The sequence below is a fragment of the Flavobacterium sp. GW821-FHT11G01 genome (assembly GCF_058808175.1).
On sequence record NZ_JBXARK010000015.1, the window covers coordinates 38,074 to 56,382 of the forward strand.

The following is an 18,309-nucleotide window of genomic DNA, read 5'->3' on the forward strand; positions in this document are numbered from 1 at the left end:
GCTTCGAAAAGTATAATCGAGTTTTATTTTTTTTTAATTTATAAGATCCAACTTATAAAAGCTTATCAAAATGAATTGGTAAATCATTTATACGTTTTCCCGTGGCGTGAAAAATAGCATTTGAAATTGCCGGGGGCATTCCCACAATACCAATTTCGCCTACTCCTTTTACTCCCAAATCATTGACAAAGCTGTCATTTTCTTCTACGAAAATTACGTCTAAATCATGAATATCAGCATGGACCGGAATATGATATTCGGCTAGATTAGTATTCATATATTTTCCAAATTGATCATCTAAAATTGTTTCTTCATGCAGCGTTTTGCTGATACCCCAAATCATGCCTCCCAAAATCTGGCTTTCAGCAGTTTTTGGATTAATAATTTTTCCTGCGGCAACAGCAGTTATTGCTCTTTTTACCTCAATAATTCCTAATTCTTCATCGACCTCAACTTCAACAAAAACAGCACTATGTACTGCTCGGGCTTTTTTTCCATAAATAAGAGGGTTAGGCATGGCAGAATTTGTGGTTTTAATTTCTTTTCCATCATTGGAAGAAAAAATTTCCTCCAGGCTAACTTTGACTTCGACAGTATTTTTTAGAAACATAAAGCCTTCACTAAAAATTACATCTTCAAATTTCGCTTCACTTAAAACAGAATTTCTCAAGTATTTGGCCTTTCTGAATAATTTTTCTTTTAAAGCTTTACAGGCAGTTTTAACGGCAGGCCCAACAGTTGCAGTAGTAAAAGATCCGCCTTGGATTGGTGCAAAAGGCATTTTACTATCTGCATAGGAAAATGTAATATCTTCTAAAGGAATTCCTAATTCATCTGATGCAATTTGTGTCATAATGGTTAAAGTTCCTGTTCCAATATCGGTTACAGCACTTTTAATTTCAACTTTTCCGTCTCTTGTCATGATTGCCTGAACTCTTGCTAAAAGTCGGTTGGCATCCCAAATTCCGGTTGCCATACCGTAACCAACCAGTTTATTACCACGCTTCATGCTTCGGGGTATTGGATTTCTATTTTTCCATCCAAATTTTTCAGCACCTTGAAGGTAGCAATTTCTAAGTTCCTTGCTGGAATATTCTTTGTCTGCGCTTACATCCTTTTCCGAATAATTAATAAGCCGTAATTCAAGTGGATCAATATTTAACTGGTAAGCAAGATCGTCCATTGTAATCTCAATAGCATGCATACCGGTACTTCCTCCGGGTGCACGCATGTCCAGGGGGGAATACACATCTAACGGAACAAGTTTGTGCTCCAGCAAAGTATTTTCTGCAGGATAAAGCATGTTTGCCCAGTTTACTACAATTTCAACATAATCTTCAAATTGTGAAGTTTCTCCAATTGCTTTATGATAAATGGAATTTACTTTTCCGTTTTCATCAGCACCAAATTTGGTTAATTGTAAAGTCGGCGGCCTATGTCCGAAAGTAAACATTTGCGAGCGGTCTAAAGTAACACGAACATTTCGTTTGAGTTTAAGCGAAGCCATAACAGCCATAAAAAGCTGGTATTGCGGTCGAAGCCCGGAACCAAAAGCACCACCAACATAAGGCGCAATTACCTGAACATTTTTCATTTTTAAACCAAAAACATTAGCAACATACATTTGAGAATTAATGGTTCCCTGTGTTTTATCGTAAATTTTTAATTTGTTCTTGCCTTCATAAACAACAGTCGTGGCAAACATTTCCATCGGATTATGATGTTCTGTTCCGTGCTTAAATTCTCCAGAGCTTTGAACAAAAGAATGCTTATAAGCTTCTTCAAAATTTCCTGTTGGTTTTGGCGGAGGCGGTTTCAGCATTGAAGCAAGCCCTTTTTTAGGATCTCTGGCTTTATCTAAATTGGATTCTAAATCTGTTTCAAATTCTTTTTCTTGGTAAGCTAATTTAATTTGGGTTGCTGCATATCTTGCCATTTCAAAAGTTGTGGCAACGACAAGTGCAATGGGCTGTCCGTTGTATTTAATTTCATTATCTTTTAATGGTTTAAAAACGGTTCCCGGCGGCGCATCCATATCCGCATACTGAAAATCAAACCATGCTGTTGAAGGTCTGTTTTCGTGTGTAAAAATTTCAATTACGCCCTCCAGAGCTTTTGCCTCTGTGGTGTCAATTACGGCAATTCTTCCTTTTGTAATGGTACTGTTTACTACATAACCGTATAATAAATCAGACGCGTCATATTCTCCAGCATATTTGGCAGTTCCGGTAACTTTTAAATGGCCTTCGAGGCGACTTACTGGTTGTCCTATAGAGGGTAGTTTTGTCATTCTTTTTAATTTAATGAATTGTATTTTATAATGACGCCTTTGCACCAGGTCGTTGTGATTCAGGATTTAGCGCCATAAGACAATTTCTAATAATGGCTCTTTTTGCAAGTTCAATCTTAAAGGAATTATGTTCATACCCTTTAGCATCCTTTAAAATAATAGCAGCGGCTTCAGAAAAATGTATTCTCGTTGGTTCTTTATCCTTTAGGAAATCTTCGGCTTCTGTGCTTCGCCAGGGTTTGTGGGCAACACCGCCTAACGCAATTCTGGCTTCTTTGATAATTCCGTTTTCAATATCTAATCCGGTTGCTACCGAAACCAAAGCAAATGAATAGGAACTTCTGTCCCTGAGTTTTAAATACGAATAGTTTTTTTCAAATCCTTTTGATGGAAGATCAATACTGGTAATTATTTCCCCGTGTTTGAGATTATTATCAATATGAGGAGTATCTTCCGGAAGTCGATGGAATTCGGCGAAAGCCAAAACCCTTTCTCCATCCGGTCCGCTAATATTTACTTTTGCACTTAAAGCTGCCAACGCCACACACATATCTGAGGGAAAAACCGCAATACACTTTTCGCTTTGTCCTAAAATGGCGTGAATTCGATTATAACCTTTAATTGCAGAACAGCCGGAACCGGGATCCCGCTTATTACATGGCGTATTGATATCATAAAAATAGTAACATCTGGTTCGCTGCATGAGGTTGCCACCATTGGTAGCCATGTTTCTAATTTGTGCAGAAGCGCCTGCCAATATTGCTTTTGACAACAATGGATAACGTTCTTCTATAATAGGATCGTAAGCTGTATCGGCATTGGTATGAAGTGCGCCAAGTCTCACTCCTCCATCATCAAGACGAACTATGGAATTATTTTCTCTAATCGGATTTATATCGACTAATTTGTCCGCTTTGGTAATAAAATATTTTAGAAGATCATTTATATTAGTACCGCCGGCCACTATTTTATTTCGGATATCACCGCCTATTTGTGTAATCGCCTGATCTGTAGTGGAAACTTTGGTATACGAGAAATTATTCATGATAACCTCCTTCCTTCACTTCCATTATTGCATTTATGATTCCTTTACTGGCACCGCATCTACAGAGATTACCACTCATTAATTCCTTAACTTCTTCTCTCGTTTTCGCTTTCCCTTCTTTCAGCATTCCAATAGCACTGCAAATTTGTCCCGGCGTACAATAACCGCATTGGAAGGCGTCATGCTCTATAAAAGCTTTTTGAATAGGATGTAAAAATTCTCCATTGGCCACACCTTCTATGGTTGTAATTTGGGAGCCGTCTTTCATTACGCCAAGCGTTAAACAGCTCAATACTCTTTTTCCATCTACGATAATTGTGCAAGCACCACATTGACCGTGATCACAGCCTTTTTTAGTTCCCGTAAGTTTTATTTCTTCACGCAGAACATCTAGTAACGAAACCCATGGCATAAGTTCCAAATTATACTCTGCTCCATTTACGTTGAGAGTGGTCAAATGCGTTTCATTTGTTTTCATAAGTACTGATTTTGAAGCAAAAAAAAAGTTAAACAACGATTGCTTAACTCTTTTTTACACATCAAGGTATATGTATAATATTGAAAATAAGCATATCAAATTTACTTACAATCAACAATAAATAATTACATTATTAAAGTACCATTTTACAGAATTCAACTTAGTGGAATTGCTCGCTAATTTGCCACAAAAAGTTAATTCACTCTCTTGATTTTTTTTTATTATTTTGAAGTATCTTTTAAAAATTTAATTAAACCTTTCATGTAGGTTTCCTGGTCATCATACATACTCATGTGACTTCCTTTGTCACAATACAAATACGTTCCGTTTTTAACCTGTGTCGCTATCCATTTCATGTGTTCCGGATTCATGGTATCATATTTTGCACCAATAGATAATGTTGGTACTGTAATTTTAGGAAGTTCTTTAGTAACATCCCATTTTTCGAGTTTGCCCGAAAGACCAAATTCACTTGGCCCCTGCATCGTAACATACAGCGATTGGTTAATTTTACTAAATGCACGATTAACAGGCTCCGGCCATAGGTTTGCATCTAAACGTAAAATATGTTTTGAATAAAAATTAGGCACAAGCAACTCCATATATTCCGGATTTTCAAAATCTTTGTTTTTTTCGATTTCCCTTATTCTGGCTAAAACTTTTGGATCTAGTTGTTTTGCCAGCACTTCTTTTGCATACTTGTCATATTCGATAGCACTCATCATCATATTTGAAATGATCAATCCTTTTAAATTTTGTTGATATTTAAGTGCATATTGTGCTGCCAAAATTCCTCCCCACGAGTGACCTAATAAATAAAAATTGTCTTTATCCAGATTTAGTGCCTGACGCACTTGCTCAACTTCCTCTACAAAGCGTGGTAAATCCCATAGTGAAGGATCATTTGGATTATCAGAATTGCCTGTTCCTAACTGATCGTAATAAATAAACTCTATACCTTCTGCAGGTAAAAAACTTTCCATGCATTCAAAATATTCGTGCGTTGCTCCCGGTCCTCCATTAAGAAGCAATAACTTGATTTTCGGATTATTTCCAATTCTTTTTGTCCATACATTAAATTTTCCTTTTGGCGTAGTAATTTGAACCACCTTTACGCCACCCGTTTTAATACCTGAAGTGGTATCTGTCAGGTAAGCAGCAACACTGGTGTTTTTATTTTCTAAAGTGTTTTCTTTGTTACATGCATTTAAGAAGAATGCAACTAAGGCCAGTAAGAAAATATTTTTGTTAGCGATCATGGGCAATGTTTTTAATTTATTTATGTTTCTGTAAAAATTCTTAATTAATTTTAACCAAATGTTTTTCAATACTAGATCTTTGAGATTCGTATTGCTGCGGAAGTTTTAAGTTTTGACCTAATTCTTCTAAGCTTTCATCTACTGTAAATCCGGGATTATCTGTTGCGATTTCAAACAAAACACCTCCCGGTTCTCTGAAATATAGTGAATGGAAATATTGTCTGTCTATTTGTGGTGTAATTGACAATCCGTATGCTTCGATTTTTTCACGGAAGTGCATTAAAATCTCATCATTTTTTACACGAAAAGCAACGTGGTGAACTGTACCATTTGCGTTTAAACCTCGTTTTTCATCAGTCAATTCTACTAAGTCAACAATTGCAGCATTTTCTACAGCATCTGTAGCATAACGATAGCGGTTAACATCCTGATCAATCAATTTATAACCAAATATATCGGTTAAGATTGCAGCAGTAGCTTTTATGCTATTTAAAGTTAAAGTGATGTTATGGAAACCTCTTGTTGCCACATCTGCTTTTACTTCATCAGTTTCCCATGGTTTTCTGTTGTCGTCAGTTTTAGATTCAATCAATTCTAATTTCAATCCATCGGGATCAAGGAAAGTAAGATATCTTTCTCCGAATTTTTCAGCTGGTTTATTATATATAACATTGTATTGCTCAAAACGTTTCTGCCAGAAATCGAGACTTCCTTTTGGAACAGAGTACCCAATTTCAGTTGCCATACCAGAACCTTTTCTACCTTGTTGAATTCCTTCTCCCCAAGGGAAAAAAGTTAAGATGGTTCCTGCACTTCCTGTTTCATCACCAAAGTAAAAATGGTACGTTCCGGGATCGTCAAAATTCACCGTTTTTTTGATGAATCTTAATCCTAATATTTTTGAGTAAAAATTGAAATTACGTTTAGCATCACCTGCAATTGCAGTAATATGGTGTAAGCCTAAAATTTGATTTTCCATGGTATTTTATGTGTTAAGTTGTTTTTGATTTTCTTATACAAATTTACTTCACTTCTGTCTGCACATCCATTAATCTAGATTAAGAAATAAAAACCGCGTTTATATCCATTACAGTCAATAGTATTGTACCATTTGAAAAAACTTTTTAATTAAGGATTTAATACTACTATTTTACTTTTTTGAAAGAAGCGCCTCTAAATCTTTAATTTGCTGCTCCAGATCGGTAATATGCTTTTTTTGAAGATCAAAAACGTCCTTGATTTCCGCAACTGTATATCTTGGTGTGATATGCTGCGGGCAATTCCAATCATAGGCCTTAATTTTAAAAACCATCATTTGTTCTGGCTTAAACTTATAATCTTCAGGTTTCAGCTTTTCATATAATTCACTGTTACCTTCAACATCTAAGATTTGAGCTTCTGCATAAATTTTTAAGCGTGCTCTCTGAGGATAAGAAACCATAATAATGGCTACTTTAGGATTTTTTGCAATATTTCCTGCCGAAATATATTGGCGATTTCCAACAAAATCAATAATTCCGATCGTATTTGTATCTATAATTTTTACAAACCCCGGTGGTCCGCCCCGATGCTGAATGTAGGGAAATTCATTTTCACCATAAGAAGCCATATAAAAGCTGTCCTGGCTTTCTATAAATGCTATCTCTTGTTCTGTCAGACCATCGGTATAGGACATTTTTTCCATTCGGGCATAGCTGTTCCTACTTCCTTTTTTTTCCTGAATTTCCTTTATGGCATCGCTGAAAGCTAGTTCTTGATAATTCATCTTAAATTATTATTATATTTAAAGTTCCTGAATCTGTCTGACCATTTGATTTGTAAATCCCCATTCGTTATCATACCAAGCCATAACCTTCACCAAATCTCCATCTACTACTCTTGTCATTTCAAGGTCTACAGTTGCAGCATAAGTGCTTTTAATTATGTCGCTCGAAACCAATTGTTCATGACTAACTTCGACGACTTTATTGTAGCGAGGCGTTTGCGCTTCTTCGGTTAAAATCGCATTAATTTCTTCTACCGTAGTTGCTCTTTGCGTTACGAATGTAATATCAGATATTGAACCAATTGGTACCGGTACTCGCACCGCAATACCGTCAAATTTGCCAACAAACTCTGGTAATGCTTTTGTAACGGCCACAGCTGCGCCCGTAGCGGCAGGTGCTGAATTAAGTCCGGCTGCACGTCCCATTCTCGGTTCTTTTTTAGAAGGAGCATCGACTAAAGTTTGAGAAGCTGTATAAGCATGCGTTGTATTTAAAATTGCCTTTTTTATACCTATACGTCGCCCGAGTATTTCTATAATTGGGCCAATATTATTTGTTGTACAGCTTCCGCATGAAAAGATTTCTACTTTTCCTTCATCTGTATTCACACCGTGTACAATTGTGGGAGTATCTTTTGTAGGACCAGAAATAACCACAAATTTGGCTCCTGCCTGCAAATGTTTTTCTGCATCGGGTTTGTTGGTAAAAAAACCTGTACTTTCGATTACAACATCAACACCCAAAGATTTCCACGGAAGTTCTGACGGATCTTTAATTGTAGTGTATTTAATCGCCTTTCCTTCAATGAAAATAGTATCGTCTCTAAACGATACTTCTTTTTCATATTTTCCGTAAATACTATCTCTTTTCAGTAAAAAAACAGCATTTTCGATACTCATTAGATCATTAATTCCAACCACTTTCTGATTAGGTGTGTCGGTAATAATTTTTAACGCGGCTCTGCCTATACGGCCAAAGCCATTAATAGCAATTCTTTTCATATGATTGTGTATTTAATTTATAATAAGAAATAAAGGGTGACTGTTGCCCCAATAACAATTGCATTTTTTTTCACCTTTGTTATATTAATTTTTTCTTTGAATGTATTTCCTAAGTAACCTCCCAAAATAGAACCCGCTATCATTACGATTGCGAAAGGCCAAAAAATTAACCCTGAACAAATAAAAATAAGAATCGCTATTCCGTTATTCGCTCCCACCAAAAACAACGCTAATCTTTCCAGAGTGTCATTATTTTTGATTCCGTAAAAACTGTAGAGAATAAAAATAATCATCCCCACACCTGCCCCAAAATATCCACCATAGATACCTAATAAAAAAATTGGAATTAGTTTTTCATGCGAGTATTTAAATTCTTTTTTGGCTGCAAACTCCGAACTAAAATAATGCTGTATCTTATTATAAAAACTAAAAAGAATCCAGGAACATAACAATAAATAAGGTGCAACACTTTCAAACACTTTATGCGAAAAAGCTATAAGCAGAAAGGCTCCTGTAACTCCTCCTATAGTACAGGCTAAAACCATATAACTGAAATGCCTATTAGAAATTTCTCTTGTTTTTTTAATGGGTTTTGATGAGATAAGAAAACCAGATAAAAGAATTATGGTTGTAGTTGCAGTACCTGTTACAGGTTGTATACCTCTAAAAATCAAACTTGGAAAAATAATAAACCAGCCTCCGCCAATAATTACATTCGCAGCCCCACCAGTAATGGCCATTAAAAATAAAAAGAAGAGTTCAAAATAGGCGCTCATAATACTTTAAAATTTAAATACCAATATGTTATTATTTCTTCGGCTATATCATTTCCAAATTCTTCAAGTGCAAAATGACCCGTAGGATAAAATAAAAGTCTTGAATTAACGAGATCTTTCCTGAGCATTTCCGCTCCTTCTTTTTTGAATACCTCATCGTTCTCACCCCAGACAATCAGGGTAACAGGTTGCAGATTTTTTAAAAAATCTTGCCAAACCGGATAAAACGCTACATTAGTCTTATAATCACGCTTTAATTTCATTTGAATTGCTTTAACTCCCTCCCGGTCCATTAAAAACTGATCTAAAAAATAGGTTTCCGGAGCTATATTAGAAATATCCTGCGTTCCATTTGTGTATTCCCATTTGGTATAATCTAATTCAAAAAAGCTTTTTAGTTTACTATAGCTTTCAAAATCATCCTTTCTATATAATTCACTAACTTCCTTTAACACATCACCAACTCCTTCAGTATAAATATTCCCGTTTTGAAAAATAAGCATCTCTATCATTTCAGGGCGCTTGATGAGTAAACGCATTAAAATGGGTGCACCGTAGTCAAAAAGATAAAAACTCGCTTTATTTATCTTTAACTTTTCCAGAAAATGGGTAACAATAGTAGCATAGTTTTCGAAAGTGTAACTAAACGTTTCCAAACTTGGAATATCGCTGAAACCAAATGCAGGCAGATCAGGCGCAATAACATGAAAATGTTTTGATAATTTAGGGATCACATTTCGAAACATATGCGAAGAAGAAGGAAATCCATGAAGTAATAACAAAATAGGATTTCCAGATTCTCCGGCTTCTCGATACGCGATTTTTATCGAATCTATACTTATAACCTTATGATTTATTTTCGCTGCCTGCATACTCTCGAAATCCATAACATTTTAAATTTAAAAAAGGTTCATAATGGAGTACATGAAATTATTTCATTTCCGATTCTCTTGCTGAATTCCGAATCTAAACAGCGGAATAGTAAATCTCTTTTTAAGCGTTTTTATACCACAAACTTAGGCATTGGCTCCAATTGCATTTCTGTTATATTCTTACCAAAAATTATAAAAAATAAAGATATTGGAGTCCGGTTCTTTATTCTGGAAATGAAAAAGAAATAAAGCAGGAAATATTTAAATGATACTCTTCTAATTCAAAATAACCTCTCGAAATTATTGTGGCTTATAAACTTCCAATTCTATTTCTATCATTAAATCAGGAAATGCTAATTCTTTTACACCTAGCCAGGACCCTGTTGGAAAATTTTTCTTGTAGATTTCTTTTCTGTATCCTGAGACTTCAAGAAATAATGGCATGTTGGTTGTGAAAATATTCTCCATAATGACATCATCAAATGTGCAGTTATAATGTTTTAATATTTTATCCAAATCCGCATAGCAATTTTTCATTTGTTGCGCTAAATCACCTTTTGCTGCAGGCTTTCCTTGATCGTCAAAACTCACAGCTCCCGAAATCTTAATCGTATTGCCTATTTTTACTGCATGTGAATAACCATATGCCTTTTCAACTTCCGGACGCAGTAAAAAATATTCCGGTTTTTCATTTACAACACTTGAGTTATTTTTAGTTTGATCTTCGAATTCTTTTTCTTTTTGACCACAACTTTGAATTGTAAATGCCAATCCAATACCTATTGACATTAATTTTAATTTTTTTAATACGGTTTTCATAACGATAATTTTTATTGCGCCTACTTTATTAGGGTTTCAGCTTTCCCTTTTATTTATTTTATATCTCTTCTTTAATATTTGTCTGTTTCAGGCTTAAGAATTATCCCTTATGAAGTAGAAAAATTTGGGCCTAAGAGAAGTGTAAAAATGAACTTCCTTACTTGTTGAAGCAAAATTATACCGAATGAAAATTTCATTCTCTGTGAATAATTTACTAATGATTATAAAAACCTAAGATTTAATTATTTTTCCCCTTTTAGATTAGTAAACCTTATTTTTCTTTAGTAAATATGCACTGTGTAAGAAACTGAAATGTAATATTTTATAGAAAAAAGCAATCCTAATTAACAAGCAGTGATCAGCATATTATCAATAAAAAATTAACAAACAAATCAACTTTTTAAAATAGATATATTATTATTTTTATCTGCTTTAAGTAGTCTAATATTCAATAAACTAAATGGAAAAGGAAATACCCATATTTAACACGCTAAAAGAGATTAGCGATTGGTTTGGACTGCCTTCAACTGAATTAATAAGCAAAGATTTTATGCTTCAGGAAATTGACCAATGGAACAAGAATAAATTACTCAATGCTCCTGATAATTATAAAGCCAATTTCTTTACTATTTTTATCATTAATGAAGGTAGTGCAACACACGTTTTTAATAATGAAGTAATAAAATTAGAATCATCCAGCATATTTTTAACTTGTCCAGGACATTATCGTAATTATAAATTCGATCATTTAACGGAAGCATATTTTATCTGCTTTACTGAAAAATTTTTTGCTAGCCACTGCTTTTCGGATATATATAAAGAATTTCCATTCTTACTTTCTGAATCGTTTATTTACACAAAAGCAGACCCGGAAAACTATCAAATAATAAAGGACAACACAAATCAAATTAAAAAAGAAATTCAACGTAGTCCAGATCAAAAAATGATACTAATTGGCAATATGGTAGAATTTCTGCTAATTAAGATTAAAGAACTTTTTCAAAATCAATTACACGGTATTACTGATCATAATAATCCAATCGTAAATATCTTTTATACAGATTTAGGAAACTACTTTAATGAAATAGTAGAAGGGAAAAAGCCAAAACAATTAAAAGCCAAAGATTTTGCTGATTTGCAATTTTTAAATGAAGATTACTTTTCCAGAGTAATAAAAACTAAAACAGGAAGAACCCCAGCTGCATGGATTAATAGTAGACTTCTAAGTGAAGTTAAAATCTTATTAACAGAAACAGCTATGCCAATAGCAGAAATTGCGGACCTATTTCAATTTACCAACAGTCGTTATTTTAACTTCTACTTTAAAAATCAAACTACGCTTACTCCTACCTTTTACAGGAAAAGTTTACATAAAAGTTAAAATCTTTAAATTTTATAACTAATTGCCAAAATGTGAGTATCATTCAAATTTTCATATCCTATATCTTTGAAAAATAAAAGTTCCCAATTCATCATTTAAAAATTGTTCAACTTTATTTTACAAAACCATGATACCACAACTCACCACAATTAGCAAATATAAAGACCAGATTGATTTTTTAAATCTTACCTTTCATGATTATATAGATAACGATGAGTTTTCAATCGTAAAAGTTCATGAATGGGATCTGAAATTTCCTTTTCATTCGCCAACTTTTAGATCTGATTATTACAGTTTCACCATTGTTATTAAGGCAAATGGTAGTTTTACTGTAGGTGATAATAAATTTGAATTACGTCCTAATCATGTGGTAGTAACCTGTCCCGATTCCTTTTTTAAAATTGACTGGACAGATATGGAAAAAGTTTACAATATAACATTCAAAAAATCTTTTATTTTAACCTACTTTCCCAGCGGCATTAATAATATTTTAGACTTTGATGCTAAAAATGGTTACTGCTGCTGCCTTCCGGAAGAAACAATGAATTATTTTGAGCAAACTTGTCTTGAAATTTATGAAATAGCAACTTCTAATGCATGTTATAAAGAAGAGCTTATGGCAAACATGGCACTTAACCTTTTATTTTTAGTACAATTAGAACAGGAAAATGAAATAAGTACTAAAAAAATTAACGAAAAAAACAATAAGATAATAATTGATTTTCGTCAAAATATGGAAAATAATTTTAACGAATTGATTAATGGTAATTGTTCTGTACTCATGCGTATTAAAGAACACGCACAAATGCAAAATTTGGATGAAAATTACTTATGCAAGATCATAACGAACGGTACCAAAAAAACGGTAAATGAATGGATTAACGAAAAGCTAATAGATGAAATTAAGTATCTTCTAAAATATTCCGAAAAACCGATGAAAGACATCGCTTTTCTTTTTGGTTTTAGTGATTTGAATTATTTTTACAGCTTTTTTAAAACTCAAACCCTATGTGCTCCGGGAGTTTATAGAAAACAATTTCAAAACTCATTTCCTGATTAACGTTTCTACTTAAAGTAAAAAAAATGAGTAAAATAGAAAAAAAAGAAACGCCCGATTTTTATGACACCGTAAAAGTCATGGGGAGTAATTTCTCTGAAGGACACGTGGGTGACGAAGATTTCTCGTTAATAATTTCAAAAATATTACATCCAAAAGAACGTCTTCCGTGGACGTATACATTGCATCGTTCTACTTTTTTTGTAATTGGAATTGTTATTGATTCTTATGGTTCTATGAGATACGAAGATTTAACTGTTGACATTAGACCCAATATGTTGTTTATGAACAAACCCGGAGATCTACAAGAATTAAGATGGGAAGAAGTGACAGAAACTTATGGTTTATTGTTTTCTGAAGATTTTATTATAAAATATGCCGGAATTTCTATTTATAAAACGTTCCCTTTTTTGTTATTTGAAAGACATTTGCCACTACATACCTCTGCAGAATTTCAACAGGAGCTAAAAGCAATTATTTTACTAATTTACCAGGAACTAAAAAAAGATTCGCCGCTTAAAAAGAAATTATGTGCAAATCTGCTTACCAGAATTTTACTTAAAATAAAACAAGAATTTTGGGCAGGATATAGTGTACATAATGTAGAATCCCGAAATTCAGATATCTTAAACGATTTTACACAAAATCTGGAGTACCATTATGATCAGCTGCTAAAAGGTAAAGTTAAGCAAATACTGCATATAAAAGATTATGCCGAGATGCAGCAACTTCACGAAAACTATCTCTCAACCATCATAAAAGAAAGGACTGGAAAAACAGCGGGTCAGTTAATCTCTGAAAAAACGCTCTGTGTAGCAAAGATTTTGATTCAGGATTCTCAATACACTATGAAAGAAATTGGATATATGTTAGGATTCAGCTATACCTCCTATTTTAGTATTTTCTTTAAAAAACATACTGGAGTCACTCCTTTAGATTATCGTAAAAAAAGTTTGCAGCATTAACCGTTATATACTTAATAAGCAACATTCTCACCTCAGCGTTGCACAGAAATATTCTCAATATGCTAACTAACATCCAATTAAAATAAATCTTAAAAAATGCTTTACTTTAATTCTGATCAAAATAAATCAATTGAGAAAATGTTCACACAAATTAATACCGCTATTTCAAGATATGTAAACTTCACACAGGAAGAACTTGATATATTTGATTCTTTATTATATTTCAAAGAAATAAAAAAGAAAACCATTATGCTTCAAAAAGGTGAAAAATGCACTTTTGATGCATTTGTGGTTCGTGGATGTATCCGAAAATATTATATAGATGAAAATGGATTTGAGGTAGTCTTGCAATTTGCAGTCGAAAATTCATGGATCAGCGATATTTCATTTAGCATTTACGAAAAGGATGGCAGCCATGTTTTTATAGAAACCATGGAAAACTCTGATCTTTTACTCTTTACTCCAGAAACCAAAGAGCAGCTTTTTGAGCGCGCGCCACGGTTTGAGAGAGCTTTCAGAATTTTGGTGCAGCGCCATTTAGCTGTTACTCAAAATCGTCTTCTTCACAATATTACTTACACGGCAGAACAAAAATATGATGAATTTCTGCAGACGTACCCTACTATACCATTGCGTGTGCCCCAACATTATATTGCTTCTTATCTGGGTATTTCTCCTGAATTTTTATCAAAAATTAGAACCCGAAAACTTAAATCCTGATTTTTAGAAATCTTGTCCTAGTTCAATGCACGCGTTTCATTTATAATAGAAATTTGCTGCAAACCCAAACACTCAAAAACGATGGACAGGAAAGATTTTATCAAAAAAGGACTTTTAGGAACAGGAATGTTTGTTGCCTCTGCAGCAGTTGCTAATATTAGCTTTATGATCAACAGAAAGTAAAGGCGAATGAGCAATCCTGAAAAATTAATAATTGTTTAGTAAAAGAATAAAAATATTCGATTGATCGTTTTCCTAAATGTCCAATTATGAAAAAGTTTGAGATAAAGAAAACAAATGAATGACAAATGGATCGTTTCACATAATGAGTTCCCAAAATTTACATGTCTTTTTGAAGATCAAAAATTTAATTACAGCCTAAAAATCATAGGTCTTTCTGACCCGGGAGGTAATCCAAGGGACATTAAGTTATTACAAGAAATGGAAAAATGGCTGACAGAATACCATAAAGAAAAAATAAATGGATAAAATACAACTTAAATATAATTCTTATTTCGCCGTTTAATAAAATTTAAAACCAAATGATTAAGATCAAACTAAAACCTTTAAATTGGGTATTATCTCTTTTTATTTTATCAACTGCAAGCCTTTACGCTCAAAGCAATTTAAAAAACAATTTGAGCACGTTTAAAATTCATGGCAGTATTAAAGGAGATATTATTGACAACTTTGCCTATTTATATTATAATAATGTAGAGGACAGTGTAAAGATTGTCCATAATAATTTTGAATTTAACGGTGTCGTGACTGACACAGTAAGTGCACAAATTTATATTAAATCTGCTGAGAATGCTCCTCAATTTTACTTGGAGAATAATAACATTGACATTCAAATTAGTGTAAATAAAGCCGATAAAGACGGGAAATCTATCGAAACAATGCACATTGACGAAATTAAGGGATCTCGTTCTTCGGAAATACAGCAAGAATATTTAAATTTTTACCAATTGAATGCAGGAAAAAAAGACTTTAGTCAACTTCTATATACGAAACTGACTGTCTTTTTAAAAAAACATCGCAGTCATCCTTTTAGCGGCGCAATATTAGCGGAATTGGCAATGGTAAACCCTATACTTAGCAAAAAGGAATTAAATACCCTTTATTCTATTTTAGATATTACCAAACAAAATGATCAATACCTGAAACTCTTTAAAAAAGGAATTGACAGGTTAGGCACTTATGCCGTTGGAAAACCTTTCTTAGACTTTGAATTACCAGACCAAAATGGTTCTATGGTTCATTTAAATAAATTCAGTGGAAAAATTATACTTCTTGATTTTTGGGCTTCCTGGTGTGGGCCCTGCAGAAAAAAAAGTCCTGAACTTATTGCTTTAAAGCAGCAATATTCAGCCACTAATTTTGAAATAATTGGAATTTCCAGAGATAAAAATAAAAAACAATGGAGTACAGCTATAGAAAAAGATAAGTTAGATTGGATAAATTTACTGGATCAGGATCAAAAAATCGAAAGCACCATCGGAGTAGAAAATATTCCTTATAACTATCTTATTGATGAAAAAGGTAATATCATAGGTATTAATCTTTCGGTAACAGAAATAAATAAGATTTTATCAGCCAATACCAAAAAGACATAAAAATTTCACTCAATCTAAAATGGATATTATAAAAATGAAGGAGTAGTTAAAACCACCCCTTCATTTTTTTTTGACCACTTAATTATTTTCCTGTTTTTCTTAAAAGGAAATCTTTTATAAGTCCGCCCATTTCAACACCAAAACTTTCGAGAGCAAAATGTCCCGTGCTGAATAAGTGGAACTCTAAATTTTTCAGGTCTTTTTTGAAAGCTTCTGCTCCTACACCTGGAAAAATATAATCGTCTTTTCCGTAAACAACGATGGTTTCTGGCTGATATTTTCTAAAATATTCCTGCCATTCAGGATATAATACTACGTTGGTTTGGTAATCATAGAACATAGCCAATTGAATATCTCCATTTTCCGGACGTTCTAAATGTCTCAAATCAATCTCCCAATTGTCTGGTGAAATTACAGAAACATCTGGCACAGCGTGAGTGTACTGCCATTTTAATCCATCAGGAGCGTGGAATGTACTTAATGTATTTATAGCCTCCTGGTTATTTATATCTTTCCAATATACTTTAAACGGATCCCAGAAAGTTTCAAGCCCTTCCTCATAAGCGCAGCCATTCTGGATGATTAGTGTATCTATTTGATCCGGATTTCTGCTGGCAATTCTAAAACCTATTGGTGCACCATAATCCATTAAATAAAGACTGAATTTCTTTATATCCAATTCATCCAATAAAGTTTTAACAATATTCGACATGTTTTCAAATGTATAATCAAACTCTGCAATTGGAGGCTGTTCACTTCTGCCATAACCAGGATAATCTGGTGCTATTAAATGAAAATCATCTGACAGATCATTTATTAAATTTCGAAACATATGGGATGATGTTGGATATCCATGAAGCAAAACTACCGTTGGCTTGTTTTTATCACCGGCTTCTCTGTAAAAAATTTCTACTCCATTAATTTTTCTTGTATGGTAACTTGTTTTCATAATACTGGGTTTTTAAATTAAACTTTTACTTTTTAAACTCTATTTTTAATTGATTAAATAAATTTTCTGTCACTTTCTTTTATGGGCAGATCGTTTATACAAGCGAACCTTCTTTGCATTAATCCATCTTCATTAAATTCCCAATTTTCATTTCCATACGCCCTAAACCACTGATCCTCTTCATTACGATACTCATATTCAAATCGAACAGCTATTCGATTATCTGTATGTGCCCAATATTCTTTTTTAAGCTTATAATCAAGTTCTCTTGACCATTTTCCCGTTAAGAATGCTACAATATCTTCGGTGCCGTTTATAAATAGATGACGGTTTCTCCATTCACTGTCAGCTGTATATCCCTGTGCAACTCTATAAGGATCTCTACTGTTCCATGAATCTTCTGCCAATTGAATTTTCTCCATTGCTGTCTCCAGTGTAAATGGTGGAATTGGATATCTCTTTACCATGATTTATATCTTTAAGTATTTATATACCACAAACTTATACATTGATTCCAATTGCATTTCTGTTGAATTCTTACCAAAAATTATAATAAATAAAGATATTAGGGGCCGATTCTTTATTATGGAAATGAAAAAGAAATAAGGCGTCAAACCATATCGAAAACTGATTTTGAAAAAAGTATTTTCCCTGCTAAAAATCATCTGGATTTCAACTTTATTTAGGACTTGAACCTGTATGGCATAGCCTAAAATAAAATGGCAGCATTCAATCGAATGCTGCCATTTTAAAAACCGAATTAATTCATTAACATTGTTGATTTTTCAACCTAATCAGAACCTTTCATTTTTAATTAGAAAATAGAATCAGTACTTAAAAAATTAGAATTGTGATACCAAAAACTTTTTTATTCACTTTTCATTGCTGATATAATGATCTAAAGAATATTTACCTGCACCCATAAAGCATATTAATAAAAAACACAGACTGTAAATTAAGGGAACGTCTTTTACCAGAGCCGGATCATTAAAATGCAATACAAAATAACCAGTCAGGGTAACCGCTAAAATAGGTAAAGTGGCTATACGTGTCATTAAACCAAGTATGATAAAAATGGGCATGACAAGATTTGCAGTTGTTGCGAAAGCTTGATTTAATATCTCAGGAAGTCCTAAAGGATTAGGGACAACTTCCGCTAGTGCCGTCCCAATACCTATTTTTTTTAACCCATGAGCATAAATCAGTTCGCATGAAATAGCGATTCTAAAAAAGAGCAAAACAATGTTATTCAATTTGGTACCCAAATCTGAACGTAATAAAGAATATATATTTATCATTATTTCTTTTTTATGTT

19 protein-coding genes are annotated in these 18,309 nt (G+C 33.3%); 6 read left to right on the forward strand and 13 right to left on the reverse strand.

The features are described 5' to 3' along the window. Positions 1–52: 52 nt before the first annotated feature. From AC1RRN_RS20785 to AC1RRN_RS20830, 10 genes are all read right to left on the reverse strand, one after another. Positions 53–2,290, reverse strand: coding sequence for a xanthine dehydrogenase family protein molybdopterin-binding subunit (locus AC1RRN_RS20785; RefSeq protein ID WP_492969142.1), 2,238 nt, complete (start codon positions 2,288–2,290; stop codon positions 53–55). A 25-nt stretch (positions 2,291–2,315) separates the two neighbouring features. Further along, on the reverse strand, positions 2,316–3,335 hold the full coding sequence (locus AC1RRN_RS20790) for an FAD binding domain-containing protein (RefSeq protein WP_492969143.1): 1,020 nt from the start codon (positions 3,333–3,335) through the stop codon (positions 2,316–2,318). Then, positions 3,328–3,792 carry a (2Fe-2S)-binding protein gene (locus AC1RRN_RS20795; RefSeq protein ID WP_492969144.1) on the reverse strand — a complete coding sequence of 155 codons (465 nt, stop codon included), beginning with the start codon at positions 3,790–3,792 and terminating at the stop codon, positions 3,328–3,330. The genes AC1RRN_RS20790 and AC1RRN_RS20795 overlap by 8 nt, the downstream gene beginning before the upstream one ends. Before the next feature lie 242 nt (positions 3,793–4,034). Beyond that, positions 4,035–5,072: a proline iminopeptidase-family hydrolase gene (locus tag AC1RRN_RS20800; protein WP_492969145.1), complete on the reverse strand. Its 1,038-nt coding sequence runs from the start codon at positions 5,070–5,072 to the stop codon at positions 4,035–4,037. A gap of 40 nt (positions 5,073–5,112) precedes the next feature. After that, entirely contained in the window at positions 5,113–6,051 is a 939-nt protein-coding gene (locus tag AC1RRN_RS20805; RefSeq protein WP_492969146.1) for a ring-cleaving dioxygenase, read from the reverse strand. A gap of 171 nt (positions 6,052–6,222) precedes the next feature. Then, the gene (locus AC1RRN_RS20810) at positions 6,223–6,837 is read right to left on the reverse strand and encodes a pyridoxamine 5'-phosphate oxidase family protein (protein WP_492969147.1); all 615 of its coding nucleotides are present in this window, start codon (positions 6,835–6,837) and stop codon (positions 6,223–6,225) included. Positions 6,838–6,855: 18 nt separating this feature from the next. Beyond that, a complete protein-coding gene (locus AC1RRN_RS20815) occupies positions 6,856–7,839 on the reverse strand; it encodes a type I glyceraldehyde-3-phosphate dehydrogenase (RefSeq protein ID WP_492969148.1) in 984 nt (327 codons plus the stop codon). A gap of 17 nt (positions 7,840–7,856) precedes the next feature. Further along, entirely contained in the window at positions 7,857–8,615 is a 759-nt protein-coding gene (locus AC1RRN_RS20820; RefSeq protein ID WP_492969149.1) for a sulfite exporter TauE/SafE family protein, read from the reverse strand. Then, a complete protein-coding gene (locus tag AC1RRN_RS20825; RefSeq protein WP_492969150.1) occupies positions 8,612–9,502 on the reverse strand; it encodes an alpha/beta fold hydrolase in 891 nt (296 codons plus the stop codon). Before AC1RRN_RS20825 ends, AC1RRN_RS20820 begins: the two co-directional genes overlap by 4 nt. A gap of 285 nt (positions 9,503–9,787) precedes the next feature. Further along, entirely contained in the window at positions 9,788–10,306 is a 519-nt protein-coding gene (locus tag AC1RRN_RS20830) for a RidA family protein (RefSeq protein WP_492969151.1), read from the reverse strand. Between the two features lie 460 nt (positions 10,307–10,766). On the opposite strand from AC1RRN_RS20830, the gene AC1RRN_RS20835 reads away from it, so the two are divergent. The 6 genes from AC1RRN_RS20835 to AC1RRN_RS20860 all read left to right on the forward strand — a co-directional run bounded on the left by AC1RRN_RS20835 (position 10,767) and on the right by AC1RRN_RS20860 (position 16,045). Then, positions 10,767–11,687, forward strand: a complete 921-nt coding sequence (locus AC1RRN_RS20835) for an AraC family transcriptional regulator (RefSeq protein ID WP_492969152.1) — start codon at positions 10,767–10,769, stop codon at positions 11,685–11,687. Positions 11,688–11,814: 127 nt separating this feature from the next. Beyond that, positions 11,815–12,747, forward strand: coding sequence for a helix-turn-helix domain-containing protein (locus tag AC1RRN_RS20840; protein WP_492969153.1), 933 nt, complete (start codon positions 11,815–11,817; stop codon positions 12,745–12,747). A gap of 23 nt (positions 12,748–12,770) precedes the next feature. After that, a complete protein-coding gene (locus AC1RRN_RS20845; RefSeq protein ID WP_492969154.1) occupies positions 12,771–13,709 on the forward strand; it encodes a helix-turn-helix domain-containing protein in 939 nt (312 codons plus the stop codon). 138 nt (positions 13,710–13,847) lie between these two features. After that, the gene (locus AC1RRN_RS20850) at positions 13,848–14,429 is read left to right on the forward strand and encodes a Crp/Fnr family transcriptional regulator (RefSeq protein ID WP_492969155.1); all 582 of its coding nucleotides are present in this window, start codon (positions 13,848–13,850) and stop codon (positions 14,427–14,429) included. Between the two features lie 297 nt (positions 14,430–14,726). Beyond that, positions 14,727–14,918 carry a hypothetical protein gene (locus tag AC1RRN_RS20855; RefSeq protein ID WP_492969156.1) on the forward strand — a complete coding sequence of 64 codons (192 nt, stop codon included), beginning with the start codon at positions 14,727–14,729 and terminating at the stop codon, positions 14,916–14,918. A gap of 53 nt (positions 14,919–14,971) precedes the next feature. Continuing rightward, positions 14,972–16,045, forward strand: a complete 1,074-nt coding sequence (locus AC1RRN_RS20860) for a redoxin domain-containing protein (RefSeq protein WP_492969157.1) — start codon at positions 14,972–14,974, stop codon at positions 16,043–16,045. Between the two features lie 82 nt (positions 16,046–16,127). On the opposite strand, the gene AC1RRN_RS20865 is transcribed toward AC1RRN_RS20860, so the two are convergent. The 3 genes from AC1RRN_RS20865 to AC1RRN_RS20875 all read right to left on the reverse strand — a co-directional run bounded on the left by AC1RRN_RS20865 (position 16,128) and on the right by AC1RRN_RS20875 (position 18,292). Continuing rightward, entirely contained in the window at positions 16,128–16,994 is an 867-nt protein-coding gene (locus tag AC1RRN_RS20865) for an alpha/beta fold hydrolase (protein WP_492969158.1), read from the reverse strand. 53 nt (positions 16,995–17,047) lie between these two features. Continuing rightward, positions 17,048–17,461 (reverse strand): DUF1348 family protein, encoded by a 414-nt coding sequence (locus tag AC1RRN_RS20870; RefSeq protein WP_492969159.1) that lies wholly within the window; start codon positions 17,459–17,461, stop codon positions 17,048–17,050. Positions 17,462–17,866: 405 nt separating this feature from the next. After that, positions 17,867–18,292, reverse strand: coding sequence for a DoxX family protein (locus AC1RRN_RS20875; protein WP_492969160.1), 426 nt, complete (start codon positions 18,290–18,292; stop codon positions 17,867–17,869). Positions 18,293–18,309: the final 17 nt, after the last annotated feature.